General features: G+C 36.6%; 11 protein-coding genes. 9 read left to right on the top strand and 2 right to left on the bottom strand.

What is annotated here, in order from left to right; all coding sequences use genetic code 11:
* Positions 1 to 53 precede the first annotated feature (53 nt).
* From QRE67_RS18250 to pyc, 3 genes are all read left to right on the top strand, one after another.
* On the top strand, positions 54 to 341 hold the full coding sequence (locus QRE67_RS18250; protein ID WP_286121639.1) for an Fpa/YlaN family protein: 288 nt from the start codon (positions 54 to 56) through the stop codon (positions 339 to 341).
* Between the two features lie 136 nt (positions 342 to 477).
* Positions 478 to 1,665 (top strand): FtsW/RodA/SpoVE family cell cycle protein, encoded by a 1,188-nt coding sequence (locus tag QRE67_RS18245; protein WP_286121638.1) that lies wholly within the window; start codon positions 478 to 480, stop codon positions 1,663 to 1,665.
* A 328-nt stretch (positions 1,666 to 1,993) separates the two neighbouring features.
* Positions 1,994 to 5,440 carry a pyruvate carboxylase gene (gene pyc, locus QRE67_RS18240; protein WP_286121637.1) on the top strand — a complete coding sequence of 1,149 codons (3,447 nt, stop codon included), beginning with the start codon at positions 1,994 to 1,996 and terminating at the stop codon, positions 5,438 to 5,440.
* 192 nt (positions 5,441 to 5,632) lie between these two features.
* Here pyc and QRE67_RS18235 read toward each other — a convergent pair whose 3' ends face one another.
* Positions 5,633 to 6,580 (bottom strand): COX15/CtaA family protein, encoded by a 948-nt coding sequence (locus QRE67_RS18235; RefSeq protein ID WP_286121636.1) that lies wholly within the window; start codon positions 6,578 to 6,580, stop codon positions 5,633 to 5,635.
* A 503-nt stretch (positions 6,581 to 7,083) separates the two neighbouring features.
* Between QRE67_RS18235 and cyoE the strand changes: the two genes are divergently transcribed.
* From cyoE to ctaG, 6 genes are all read left to right on the top strand, one after another.
* Positions 7,084 to 8,007 carry a heme o synthase gene (gene cyoE, locus QRE67_RS18230; protein WP_286125317.1) on the top strand — a complete coding sequence of 308 codons (924 nt, stop codon included), beginning with the start codon at positions 7,084 to 7,086 and terminating at the stop codon, positions 8,005 to 8,007.
* A gap of 92 nt (positions 8,008 to 8,099) precedes the next feature.
* The gene (coxB, locus tag QRE67_RS18225; protein ID WP_286121635.1) at positions 8,100 to 9,149 is read left to right on the top strand and encodes a cytochrome c oxidase subunit II; all 1,050 of its coding nucleotides are present in this window, start codon (positions 8,100 to 8,102) and stop codon (positions 9,147 to 9,149) included.
* A 60-nt stretch (positions 9,150 to 9,209) separates the two neighbouring features.
* Positions 9,210 to 11,045, top strand: a complete 1,836-nt coding sequence (ctaD, locus tag QRE67_RS18220; protein WP_286125316.1) for a cytochrome c oxidase subunit I — start codon at positions 9,210 to 9,212, stop codon at positions 11,043 to 11,045.
* On the top strand, positions 11,045 to 11,668 hold the full coding sequence (ctaE, locus tag QRE67_RS18215; protein ID WP_286121634.1) for a cytochrome c oxidase subunit III: 624 nt from the start codon (positions 11,045 to 11,047) through the stop codon (positions 11,666 to 11,668). Before ctaD ends, ctaE begins: the two co-directional genes overlap by 1 nt.
* 3 nt (positions 11,669 to 11,671) lie before the next feature.
* Positions 11,672 to 12,010, top strand: a complete 339-nt coding sequence (ctaF, locus tag QRE67_RS18210) for a cytochrome c oxidase subunit IVB (protein WP_286121633.1) — start codon at positions 11,672 to 11,674, stop codon at positions 12,008 to 12,010.
* Positions 12,011 to 12,098: 88 nt separating this feature from the next.
* A complete protein-coding gene (ctaG, locus tag QRE67_RS18205; protein WP_286121632.1) occupies positions 12,099 to 13,004 on the top strand; it encodes a cytochrome c oxidase assembly factor CtaG in 906 nt (301 codons plus the stop codon).
* A gap of 38 nt (positions 13,005 to 13,042) precedes the next feature.
* On the opposite strand, the gene QRE67_RS18200 is transcribed toward ctaG, so the two are convergent.
* The gene (locus QRE67_RS18200) at positions 13,043 to 13,408 is read right to left on the bottom strand and encodes a YugN family protein (protein ID WP_286121631.1); all 366 of its coding nucleotides are present in this window, start codon (positions 13,406 to 13,408) and stop codon (positions 13,043 to 13,045) included.
* Between the last annotated feature and the right edge of the window lie 86 nt (positions 13,409 to 13,494).

Raw genomic sequence — 13,494 nt, 5'->3', positions numbered from 1 at the left:
CTAATATTAATAGATAGGATAGGGAGAGTAGGACGGAAACGGAGGGAATCAATTTGGCGTCTGAGACATTAGCAAATCATCAGGAAAAGGCACTTGCCCTTCTACAAGCAGATGCGGAGAAGATTTTAAGACTTATTAAGGTGCAAATGGACCACCTTACGATGCCGCAATGTCCATTATATGAAGAAGTGTTGGACACACAAATGTTTGGATTATCCCGTGAGGTTGATTTTGCGGTTCGTCTTGGTCTTATTGCAGAAGAGCAAGGAAAAGACATTTTAGGAGAGCTCGAACGAGAGCTATCAGCACTTCATGAAGCTTTTACTAACAAACAACAATAACGGGTTCAAATAAGGGGGCTCAAACTGACCAGTTTGAGCTTTTTTGTACGAAAAATGAATTTGTATAATAAAGCAGGAAGAATTCCACTACATATGGAATACAACAGTTAAAATGAAAATAGAAAGAGGATATTGAATGAAAAAAGTATGGAAGTCAATGGATTATTCATTATTGCTTCCTCTTGTTATTTTATGTGTACTGGGAGTTATAATGGTATACAGTGCAAGCTCTATTTTAGCTATTACAAAATTTGCTAAACTAGATTTACCAAGCAATTACTTTTTTCGTAAACAACTACAAGCGCTCATTATGGGTGGCATTTCATTAAGTTTTGTAATGTTTATACCATTTCAAGTATGGAGAAAAAGAATTGTTACGGTTGGGATATGTGTTGGAAGTATTATACTGCTAGTTTTAGTATTATGGCTCGGGACAACCGCTAATAATGCACAAGCATGGGTATTTGGTATTCAGCCAGTTGAATTTGTTAAGGTTGGTGTTATCATTGTGTTGGCGAGATTTTTTGCCAAAAGACAAGATACGGATACACCAGTTTGGCATGGATCAGGTGGAACAGTTCTTTTCTTACTGATAACGTTGTGTTTAATCTATAAACAACCTGATTTAGGAAGTGCGTTATTAATTGTAGGAACGGTGGGAATTATGTTCCTTTGTTCTGGGATTCGTGTAGATTTGTGGTTTAAGCGTATCGTTTTAACATCTCTGATTTGGGGCCCGCTTTTATTTTTTATCGGAAAGTATGGACTAACAAACATTCAAAAAGCAAGATTCGCGACCTTTATAGATCCATTTGCTGATCCACAAGGGGAAGGTTTTCAGCTTATCAATTCATTTATTGGAATTGCTTCAGGTGGACTGGATGGTAGAGGACTAGGAAATAGTATACAAAAATATGGCTATTTACCCGAACCGCATACAGACTTTATTATGACAATTATATCAGAGGAACTGGGTTTTATCGGTGTAGCGATTATTTTAGCTTGCTTACTTCTCATTGTTATTCGTTCTTTCCGAATTGCACAAAAGTGTGAAAATCCATTTGGAAGTTTAGTAGCAATAGGTATTGGAAGTATGATAGGTGTACAAACTTTTGTTAATCTTGGTGGTATTACAGGATTGTTACCTCTGACTGGTGTACCTTTACCGTTTATCAGTTCTGGAGGTAGTTCTCTATTAGCGAATTTAATTGCGATGGGAATATTACTAAACTTAGGTAGTTATGTGAAACGACAAGAAAAGCAGCAAGAACAATTGAATGAAAAGAAACAACAAGGTGAACGGCATCTTGTTGTTGTTAAATAAAAAAGCTTTGTGTTTTGATGACACAAAGCTTTTTTATTTAACCATTCTAATACGTTATACTTTGAATGTAATTCGAAATAAAAGTATGACACATTTAATGAAATGTGTTTTACAATAGGGGTGTCAGAAAATAGAGAGTTATGCTATACTATTTTTGTGAAACAAATTGATCAGAAAACTTATCATTTGTTGAAAAATAAGGTATGATGTATAAAAATAAGTGAAGCTTTCTAATTATGATGTATAAAAGAAAGTGAAGAACTTCACGCTCACTAGAACGTGAAAATATGTAATCTCTAGAGTGGTAGTAAAGTAGAGGGGGAAAATCATGACAAAGCTGCAACGTATTCAAAAAGTATTAGTAGCTAACCGTGGAGAAATTGCAATTCGTGTGTTTCGATCTTGTTCAGAACTTGGATTAAGCACAGTTGCGATTTATTCAAAAGAGGATAGCGGTTCTTACCATCGCTATAAAGCAGACGAAGCTTATTTAGTAGGGGAAGGCAAAAAGCCAATTGATGCATACCTAGATATTGAAAACATTATTGAGATTGCAAAAAGCAATAAGGTAGATGCTATTCACCCTGGATATGGTTTCTTGTCAGAAAATATCCAATTTTCGAGACGCTGTGAAGAAGAAGGGATTATCTTTATCGGACCAAAAAGTAAACATTTAGATATGTTTGGAGATAAAGTAAAGGCAAGAACACAAGCGCAGTTAGCGGGTATTCCAGTTATTCCTGGTAGCGATGGACCTATTAATTCAGTAGAAGAAGTTGAAGTGTTTGCTAAGAAGTATGATTACCCGATTATTATTAAAGCTTCCCTTGGTGGTGGCGGTCGCGGTATGCGTATTGTGCGCAACAGCGATGAACTAAAAGAATCCTATGATCGTGCAAAATCAGAAGCAAAAGCAGCTTTTGGTAATGACGAAGTCTATGTTGAAAAGTTCGTTGAAAAACCTAAACATATAGAAGTTCAAATATTAGCGGACGAAGAAGGAAATGTTGTGCATTTATATGAGCGTGATTGCTCTGTACAACGTCGCCATCAAAAAGTGGTAGAAATTGCACCAAGTGTATCGCTTTCTGATGATCTTCGTGATCGTATTTGTGAAGCGGCAGTTCAGTTAACGAAAAATGTAAATTACTTAAATGCGGGTACAGTTGAATTCCTTGTAAAAGGTGATGATTTCTATTTCATTGAAGTAAACCCACGTGTACAAGTAGAACATACAATTACAGAAATGATTACAGGAATTGATATTGTTCAGTCTCAAATTTTAATTGCTGATGGACATTCTTTACATAGTTCAAAAGTGAGCATTCCAAAACAGGAAGATATTATTGTGCATGGATATGCAATTCAATCTCGTGTAACAACAGAAGATCCGCTTAATAATTTTATGCCTGATACAGGAAAAATTATGGCGTATCGTTCTGGTGGAGGTTTTGGTGTGCGTCTAGATACAGGGAACAGTTTCCAAGGAGCTGTTATTACACCATACTATGATTCATTACTTGTAAAAGTAACAACTTGGGCACTTACATTTGAACAAGCTGCTGCGAAAATGGAGCGTAACTTAAAAGAATTCCGTATTCGTGGTATTAAAACAAATATTCCATTCTTAGAGAATGTAGTTAAACATAAAAACTTTTTATCAGGGAAGTATGATACATCATTTATTGATGCATCACCAGAACTTTTCGTATTTCCAAAACGTAAAGACCGTGGAACGAAAATGTTAAGCTACGTTGGTACGGTGACAGTAAATGGTTTCCCTGGAGTAGGAAAGCAAGAGAAACCAATTTTCTCAGAGGCTCGCATTCCACACGTAAAACATTATGAACCTGTTCAAAGTGGAACGAAACAAATTTTAGACGAACGCGGAGCAGATGGACTAGTAAAATGGGTGCAAGAGCAAAAACGTGTATTACTAACGGATACAACATTCCGTGATGCACATCAATCTCTACTTGCGACACGTATTCGTACAAAAGACTTACACCAAATTGCTGAACCAACAGCAAGAATGTTGCCGAATTTATTCTCATCTGAAATGTGGGGCGGTGCGACGTTTGATGTTGCGTATCGCTTCTTAAAAGAAGACCCATGGGAACGATTATTAGCGCTTCGTGAAAGAATGCCGAACGTTCTATTCCAAATGCTTCTTCGTTCATCGAATGCAGTTGGATATAAAAACTATCCAGATAATCTAATTCAAAAGTTTGTGGAATGTTCAGCGCAGGCTGGTATTGATGTATTCCGTATTTTTGATAGCTTAAACTGGGTGGAAGGTATGCGAGTTACAATTGATGCTGTAAGAGACAGCGGCAAGATTGCAGAAGCAACAATGTGCTATACAGGGGATATTCATGATCCAATGCGTAGTAAATATGATTTGAATTATTATAAAAACTTAGCAAAAGAATTGGAAGCGTCAGGAGCACATATTTTAGGGATTAAAGATATGGCTGGATTATTAAAACCAAATGCAGCTTATGATTTAGTTTCAGCATTAAAAGAAACAGTATCGATTCCAATCCATCTTCATACGCACGATACAAGTGGAAATGGTGTATTAACGTATACGAAAGCAATTGAAGCAGGCGTTGATATTGTTGATGTGGCAGTAAGTTCAATGGCAGGATTAACATCACAACCAAGTGCGAACACGTTATTCTATGCATTAGGTGGAAATGAAAGACAGCCGGATGTTGATGTGAATTCATTAGAGAAACTTTCACATTACTGGGAAGATGTTCGTAAATATTATGCGCCATTTGAAAGTGGTATGAATGCACCTCATACAGAAGTATATATGCATGAAATGCCAGGCGGACAATATAGTAACCTTCAACAACAAGCCAAAGCAGTTGGGCTAGGAGATCGTTTTGATGAAGTGAAAGTTATGTATCGCCGTGTAAATGATATGTTTGGTGATATTGTAAAAGTAACGCCATCATCAAAAGTTGTTGGTGATATGGCACTGTTTATGGTACAGAATCATCTAACAGAACAAGATATTTATGAGCATGGACATTCATTAGACTTCCCAGGCTCTGTTATAGAAATGTTTTCTGGTGATCTTGGTCAACCATATGGTGGTTTCCCAAAAGAACTACAAGAAATCATTTTAAAAGGAAAAAAACCATTAACGGTAAGACCGGGTGAATTGTTAGAACCGGTTGATTTCAATGCTTTAAAAGAAGAATTATTCCATAAAATTGGTCGCGAAGTGACTATTTTTGATGTTGTTGCATATGCTTTATATCCAAAAGTATTTATGGATTACCAAAAGGTAGCGGGACTTTATGGCGATGTATCTGTACTTGATACGCCAACATTCTTCCACGGTATGAGACTTGGTGAAGAGGTTGGCGTAGAAATTGAACGTGGTAAAACATTAATCGTTAAATTAGTTTCAATTGGTGAGCCACAACCGGATGGAACGCGCGTCCTCTACTTTGAATTTAACGGACAACCACGTGAGATTGTTGTGAAAGATGAAAGTGTTAAAGCAACAGTTGCACAGCGTGTGAAAGGAAACCGTGAAAATCCAAATCATATTAGTGCGACAATGCCAGGAACTGTGATTAAAGTCGTTGTGAATGAAGGCGATGAAGTGAAAAAAGGCGATTCTATGGCAATTACAGAAGCGATGAAGATGGAAACTACGGTTCAAGCGCCATTTAATGGTATAGTGAGAAAATTGTATGTAAAAGATGGCGATGCAATTCAAACAGGAGATTTACTGATTGAATTAGAGCAATAATCAACAAGAAAAGAGCTGCTAACAAGCAGCTCTTTTTGTATACAAAAAGAATAACTTGCCACTACGGCAAGTTATTCTAAGAGGATTTTCAAAAAGTCCGGTAAAGATAGCTATCACATTTCTTCATTACGTCGCTACTCCGGCACTCATGTAGTTTAATCTACACTCCGTATCTTCCTTTTTGAACACGTATTATAAGGATTGTTTATTTTGTGTAGTAGATGTATCCTTTGTCTCTACTGCATTTGCTTTGCTTCGCGTACCAAGCATGACTAAATAGCATAAGATAGCAAAGAGGCAAGAGATAAAGAGTGAGTGTAGAAGTGCCATTAGCAAGCTTGCATCTGTATATACAACTAAAACACCAACAATTGCTTGAAGAGATACGAGAATGAATGATGTAATCCAACCCCAATAGACAACTCTTTGTTGTTTATAATGACGAATTGCAATCACTGTGGCGTACAAAATCCAAGCGAAAATTAACATAGCAGCAACACGGTGTCCCATTTGAATCCATTCGTGTAACTGGGTAGGCCATGGTTGATTCTTGCTGCATAGAGGAAAATCGGGACATGCTAAGCTTGCACGTTCATGACGTACTAGCGCTCCTGTATAGACGACAATATAACTGTAAATTGTTACACCATAAATATGAAACTTCATTTTTTTGTCCATAATAAGAGAATGAGCATCAAACTTCTTGTCGATTTCGAAAATAAGAAACGTTAGTAAAATTACGGAAGCAAATGAAATTAAAGAAATACCAAAATGAATAGCTAATACGGCAGGCATTTGTCCCCAAACAACTGCGGCTGCTCCCATCAATGCTTGCGCAACTAAAAATACGAAAGACAGAATAGTGAGCGTTTTTGTTTCTTGTACATGTTTATAATATTTCCAGGATAAGATACAAAGAAGTGTAACGAGAATTCCCGCAGATCCTGATGTTAAACGGTGACTTAGTTCGATAATTGTTTCCATTGATAAATTAGAAGGAACGAATTCACCATGACAAAGTGGCCAAGATTTACCGCACCCTTGCCCGGAACCTGTTTTTGTAACCAATGCTCCCCCCATTAAAACAAATAATAGGTCGAGACTTGTAATGACTGCTAACCATTTAATAAAACGTTGCAATCTGTTTCACCATCTTTCTGTTATGAAGTTATTGTGAAATACTTTAATCCCATCAATGTTTTTGGAATTAAATGCGCTACAGTCCTATGATATATAAAAAATAATAAAATAGCAAAGGTATGAGAAAGAGATATAAAGTGCTTTCAAAAAACAAAAATTGGAATAAAAATTACTGATTTTAGGGGGGGAATACCTTTATTATGAAAAGAAATGGGGGAGAATGCATGCCAAATATGACAAAATAGTTTATTATAGAAGAGAATCTCGTGTTATGATATGGAGTAATAGGTAAAACTTTTTTGTGATTCGACACAAAAAGTTCATGTTTTCTTCACAAATTGTTCGGGAAATATGTTTTAATATACTCGAGTATTAGCGTAGATTAGTAGTAGAATGAGAAAACAACATTTCTACTGTAATAATATTGCTATATAGAAGCCGTGCTACTTCCATGAAGTGAAGACGCAAAAGAAGGATGAAAGTTTTAAGAGGGGGTTGAAATGATGAACCATGCAACAAGTGAATTGCATGATGAGTCAGCTGTAACGAAAGTACCGGAAACAACTCGTGTACAAGATTTATTAGCGCTCGTTAAGATTGGAATTGTAAAATCAAATACGCTTACTGTATTTACAGGGGTATGGTTGGCTTTACATTTTAATGGATTAAATTTTTTGAACCAATTAGATAAAATGTTTTTTGTAATCGCGGGTTCTGCACTAATTATGGCAGGAGCATGCTGCTTAAATAACTATATTGATCGAGATATTGATCACTTAATGGAACGGACAAAAAACCGTCCAACAGTAACTGGAAAATATAAACCTGGATTTGTATTCACATTAGGCATTGTATTATTACTTCTTGGATTGGTATTCTTATTACTTACAACGCCGATGGCAGCATTGGTTGGTTTTATTGGTGCTTTCACATATGTTGTTCTATATTCATTATGGACGAAACGAGCATATACACTCAATACAGTAGTAGGTAGTGTATCTGGAGCGGTTCCACCTTTAATTGGCTGGGCGGCAATTGATCCAAGTTTAGATCATCCAATTGCTTGGATGCTATTTTTAATTATGTTCATTTGGCAAATTCCACACTTCCTCGCTCTTGCGATGAAACGTGTTGAAGAATATCGCAATGCAGGCATTCCGATGCTTCCTGTTGTATATGGATTTGATATTACAAAACGTCAAATTATGATTTGGACAGTATGTTTATTACCGCTTCCATTTTATATGAGTGCACTTGGAGTAACATTTATGGTAATTGCAACATTGCTTAACGTCGGTTGGATCGTATTAGGCTTCTATGGTTTCCGTAAGAAAGATGACATCAAATGGTCCGTACAAATGTTTGTTTACTCCTTGAATTACTTGGTAATCTTATTTGTGTCAATGATTGTAGTTACATTCTTCTAAGACAACGACATGAGGGGATTTCTTTACGTTGAGATTTACTTTACTTACTATAAAGTACAATCTAATAAACAAAGAAAGTGGGGGTTGTTTGTATGAAGAAACAGTGGCGACTGCTTTCGTTCGTTTCACTGCTGGCTTTACTGTTAGGGGGATGCGGTAAAGCCTTTCAATCTACTTTGATTCCGCAAGGCGAAGTAGCAAAAATGCAATATGATTTATTGCTGTTAGCAAGTGCAATTATGATAGGTGTCGTACTTGTAGTTACAATTATTTTCTTGTATGTAATTGTGCGTTTCCGTCAAAAGAAGGGACAGGAAGATTATATCCCGAAGCAAGTTGAAGGAAATCACAAGCTAGAAATTATATGGACAGTCATTCCGATTTTACTTTTACTCGTATTGGCCGTTCCAACTGTTACATATACATTCAAACTTGCTGATGTAAGTGCGATGGAGAAAAAGAATATTGATAAAGATACAATCGTTGTTGATGTAACAGCGAATCTTTATTGGTGGGAATTTTCTTACAATGGCGAAAAATTAGTAACTTCGCAAGATTTAGTCATCCCTACAGGTAAAAAAGTGTATTTAAATTTGAAAGGTGCCGACATTAAACATTCATTTTGGGTCCCATCTTTAGCTGGAAAAATGGACACAAATACGGATAATGTCAACAAAATGTGGTTAAAAGCAGATAAATCTGGCACTTATAATGGTTTTTGTACAGAATTTTGTGGACCCTCGCATTCTTTAATGCAATTTAAAGTAATAGCTGTTGATGAAAGCGAGTACAAATCTTGGATTGCTGATATGAAGAAGCTTGATGGCAAGAAAGAAGTAGCTTCTACACAAGCGCAAGAAGGACAGGAAATTTTCAATAAAAGTTGTATTGGTTGTCATGCAGTTGAATCAAATGATAGTAGACCACCTTCAGCACGTATCGCACCAAACTTAGCAAACTTTGCCGATCGCGATATGGTTGCCGGCATTGCCGAAAATAATGAGGAAAACTTGAAGAAATGGTTAAAGGATCCTGAATCTATGAAACCAGGCAATAAAATGACTGGTAAATATGGCAACCTAACGGATGATCAAGTAGATGCATTAAATGCTTATTTGCAAACGTTAAAAGTTAAGAAATAAAGAGGGATTATTTGCGAAGGGGAGGTTGAAAACGTGAGTTCTGTAGCAAAAAAACAGGGGATGGGCGCTGTTATATGGGATTATTTAACAACAGTGGACCATAAAAAAATTGCCATTCTCTATTTAATTGCAGGTGGATTGTTTTTTATCATCGGCGGAATAGAAGCACTATTTATTCGTCTTCAATTGGCAATTCCAAACAATGATTTTCTCGTTGGAGATGCGTATAACCAAGTATTAACGATGCACGGTACAACAATGATCTTTCTCGCAGCCATGCCGCTTGTGTTTGCATTTATGAACGCTGCTGTACCGCTTCAAATTGGAGCACGTGATGTTGCGTTTCCGTTTTTAAATTCACTTGGATTTTGGTTATTTTTCTTTGGTGGTGTATTTTTAAATTTAAGTTGGTTTTTAGGAGGAGCACCTGATGCAGGATGGACATCCTATGCATCTTTAGCGCTTGCTTCGGAAGGACATGGTGTTGATTTTTATGTATTAGGACTTCAAATTTCGGGGATTGGAACATTGATAGGGGGAATTAACTTCCTTGTCACCATTATTAATATGCGTGCCCCTGGAATGACATATATGCGCATGCCGATGTTTACATGGACAACATTTGTAACATCTTCACTCATTTTATTTGCCTTTCCGCCATTAACAGTTGGATTGGGATTACTTATGTTAGATCGCTTATTTGGCACAAGCTTCTTCAACCCAGCTTTAGGGGGAAATACGATTATATGGGAGCATTTATTCTGGATATTCGGTCATCCAGAAGTATACATTCTTATACTCCCAGCTTTCGGAATATTCTCAGAAATCTTTGCCACATTTTCTAAGAAGCGCTTATTTGGATATTCATCTATGGTATTTGCAACAGTGTTAATCGGATTTTTAGGCTTTATGGTTTGGGCGCATCACATGTTCACAGTTGGTCTGGGACCTGTCGCAAATGCCATTTTTTCAGTTGCGACAATGGCGATTGCAGTTCCGACCGGTATTAAAATCTTTAACTGGCTGTTTACAATGTGGGGCGGAAGTATTCGTTTTACAACGCCAATGATATGGGCGGTTGCCTTCATCCCTTCATTCGTTATGGGTGGTGTAACAGGGGTTATGCTTGCATCAGCTCCGGCTGATTATCAGTTCCATGATAACTATTTCGTAGTTGCACATTTTCACTACGTAATTGTTGGTGGGGTTGTATTTGGATTATTAGCAGGTGCACACTATTATTGGCCACTTATGTTTAACAGAGTACTAAATGAAACACTTGGGAAAATTACGTTTTGGTTGTTCTTTATTGGCTTCCACTTAACGTTCTTTATTCAACACTTCCTTGGTTTAATAGGTATGCCACGTCGTTATTACACGTATTTAGAGGGGCAAGGGTTGGAGCTTGGTAACTTAATTAGTTCTATTGGAGCAGTCTTTATGGGGCTTGGAACGATTGTTCTCTTATACAACGTAGTCAAAACGTCATTATCTAAAAAGAAAGCAGGACGCGATCCATGGGATGCTCGTACGTTAGAATGGACAATGCCGGCACCTACACCAGAGTATAACTTTAAGCAATTACCATTTGTTCGTGGGTTAGATCCATTTTGGATTGAAAAGCGTGAAGGGAATAAGGAAATGACACCAGCAGAACCTGTTAGTGACATTCATATGCCAAATGCTTCATTCTCACCATTTGTCATTTCACTTGGATTGTTTATTGCAGCATTTGGTGCAATGTATATGCAAGGTGGAAAAGATAAATTTTGGTTGGTGGTCGCGATTATCGGACTTATCATCACATTTGGTACGATGTTCCTTCGTTCGGTAATTGATGACCATGGTTATCATATTCATAAAGAAGATTTAGATGATAAGGGGGGCAAGGCGTAATGCATGTAGAGGAAAAATTAACAAATGAAACATTTCCAGCAGAGCCTGAAAAAGCAACCCTCGAGGGGAAAAATAAGTTTGTTGGATTTTGGCTGTTTCTTGGAGGCGAAACTGTCTTGTTCGCTTCCTTATTTGGAACATATTTAGCCTTGAAAAATTCTACAAATGGTGGCCCCTCATCGCAAGAAATGTTCCAAATGCCACTTGTGTTTATTATGACAATGCTTTTATTAACAAGTAGTTTAACGAGCGTTTATGCGATGTATCATATGAAAAACTTTAACTTTAAGAAAATGCAGTTTTGGTTAATTGTAACGGTATTGCTTGGTGCGGGATTTCTAGGGTTTGAAATTTATGAGTTCAATCATTATGCACATGAATTTAAACATACGATGCGAAGTAGTGCATTCGGTTCAGCGTTTTATGCACTTGTTGGGACACATGGATTACACGTGTTATTTGGATTATTGTGGATCTTAACGTTAATTTTTCGTAATGCGAAGCGTGGTTTAAATTTATATAATGCTCCAAAGTTTTACGTCGCGTCAATTTACTGGCATTTTATCGACGTAGTTTGGGTGTTTATTTTCACTGTAGTATACTTGATGGGAATGGTGGGATAAACAATGGCGACAAAACAAACAAATACTAGTAATCCAAAGGTAGATCTCGTGTATCGCAGAAGAAAAAGTGCAGAGGAAATGAGACATCAAGTTGTCACATTCGGATTAATGATTTTTTTAACGATTGTAGCTTTTGTAGCAGTCGCTTATCCGAAAACATTTAGTCCTCTTTTCTCCGTACCATTTATTTTACTGCTAGCGGTCATTCAAGTTATTTTTCAGTTATATTATTTCATGCATATGAATCATAAGGGTCATGAAGCAGCATCCTTTTTCTTATATTCAGGATTGTTAATAGGGTTGTTAACAGTTTTGGCTTTTATGACGATTGTGTGGATTTAAACAGAAAAGGAGGGGGGTTGAAGTTTTCTTCACTCCCTTTTTCCTATGAAGGTAAAAAATTCATGCAGAAAAGGAGGGTATGATAGTAATGAGCAACTTATGGATATTTGGTTTTGAAGCGTTATGGAGTCCAATCTTTTTACTGTTTATGGTTGCTATCCTTATCTGTTACTTTCTCATTATTGGACCGTATAGAGAACGGTTTAATAATGCGGAAAAGGTAAGCAAAAAACAAATCTTTTATTTTACAACTGGAATCGCCCTTTTATATTTTGTAAAGGGAGGACCTATTGATTTACTTGGACATATTATATTTAGTGCACATATGTTTGAGATGGCTGTGATGTATATTGCGGTACCTCCATTATTATTATTAGGAATACCAGTTTGGTTGTATCAATATATTACATCTTTTCGCGCTGTCCAAGTCATGTTAATCATGTTTACAAAACCGCTTATTGCATTGTTTGTATTTAACGGCTTATTTTCTATTTATCATTTGCCAGTTGTTTTTGATGCTGTAAAGCAAAGTCAAGTTGCCCATCCTATTTTTCTTGCTGTATTGTTCTTTACTGCAATGACCATGTGGTGGCCAATGTTAAATCCATTACCAGAGTACCAATCATTAAGTGAGATAAAGAAAATTGGATACATGTTTGCAAATGGCATATTATTAACGCCAGCCTGTGCGCTAATCATTTTTGCTAGTGAATCGTTGTTTGCTACATATACAGATCCGAGCGCGTGGATGAAAGCGATGGAACTATGTGTCCCTGCTGGAACATTGACTGATCTAAATATTACTGGACCAGACTTTTTACATTGGATGTCGATTGTACAAGATCAGCAAACAGGCGGTGTTATTATGAAAATTGTCCAGGAAATAGTGTACGGTACAATTATTGGATATGTATTTTTTAATTGGGTACGAAAAGAGCGTGAAAAAGATGAAGAACAAATACATGCTGTACCTCCTTATTTACAATCAAAATAAAACAAAGAAGGTGTATCAAATTGATACACCTTCTTTGTTTACTCTATAATTGCTAATTCTGTAAGCTCTTTTTCAATATTTTGAAGCAGTTGTTCACTTTTCTGAAGCACATTTGTAGGGAATTTTTCGTTCTCACCATATTCTACGCCGTGTGGATAATAATGTTTTCCTAAAAGTGGCTCAATCAATTTGATTTGTGCATGTCGACCGCCGACATCACCTTCAACAGCAAAACCTCGTACCCGCAAGTAGTATACATCTGTTAGTATTTCAAATTTATAGTCGTATGTAACACGTTCATAATCCCATTGTCCAGCAAGTACGAAATGATGATTTTGCATAACATCAGTTAAAAGTGCAAAATCAATAACTGCCCCTGTAAGTTTTGAATTTGTAAACTGCATGAAATCCCTCCTTATTTGTTATATAAAAAAGCCCTTAATTTTATAATAGTATGAATAATAAGAAATCGCAATTCATATTGAGAGAA

Source organism: Bacillus sp. DX3.1 (genome assembly GCF_030292155.1).
GTDB lineage: Bacteria > Bacillota > Bacilli > Bacillales > Bacillaceae_G > Bacillus_A.
This window is presented reverse-complemented; position numbering and strand designations above follow the sequence as displayed.

Bases quoted from the DNA above. Each gene is read 5' to 3' on its own strand.
- QRE67_RS18245 (WP_286121638.1), top strand. From the start codon at position 478: ATGAAAAAAGTATGGAAGTCAATGGATTATTCATTATTGCTTCCTCTT.
- pyc (WP_286121637.1), top strand. From the start codon at position 1,994: ATGACAAAGCTGCAACGTATTCAAAAAGTATTAGTAGCTAACCGTGGA.
- cyoE (WP_286125317.1), top strand. From the start codon at position 7,084: ATGAACCATGCAACAAGTGAATTGCATGATGAGTCAGCTGTAACGAAA.
- coxB (WP_286121635.1), top strand. From the start codon at position 8,100: ATGAAGAAACAGTGGCGACTGCTTTCGTTCGTTTCACTGCTGGCTTTA.
- ctaD (WP_286125316.1), top strand. From the start codon at position 9,210: ATGGGCGCTGTTATATGGGATTATTTAACAACAGTGGACCATAAAAAA.
- ctaE (WP_286121634.1), top strand. From the start codon at position 11,045: ATGCATGTAGAGGAAAAATTAACAAATGAAACATTTCCAGCAGAGCCT.
- ctaF (WP_286121633.1), top strand. From the start codon at position 11,672: ATGGCGACAAAACAAACAAATACTAGTAATCCAAAGGTAGATCTCGTG.
- ctaG (WP_286121632.1), top strand. From the start codon at position 12,099: ATGAGCAACTTATGGATATTTGGTTTTGAAGCGTTATGGAGTCCAATC.
- QRE67_RS18200 (WP_286121631.1), bottom strand. From the start codon at position 13,408: ATGCAGTTTACAAATTCAAAACTTACAGGGGCAGTTATTGATTTTGCA.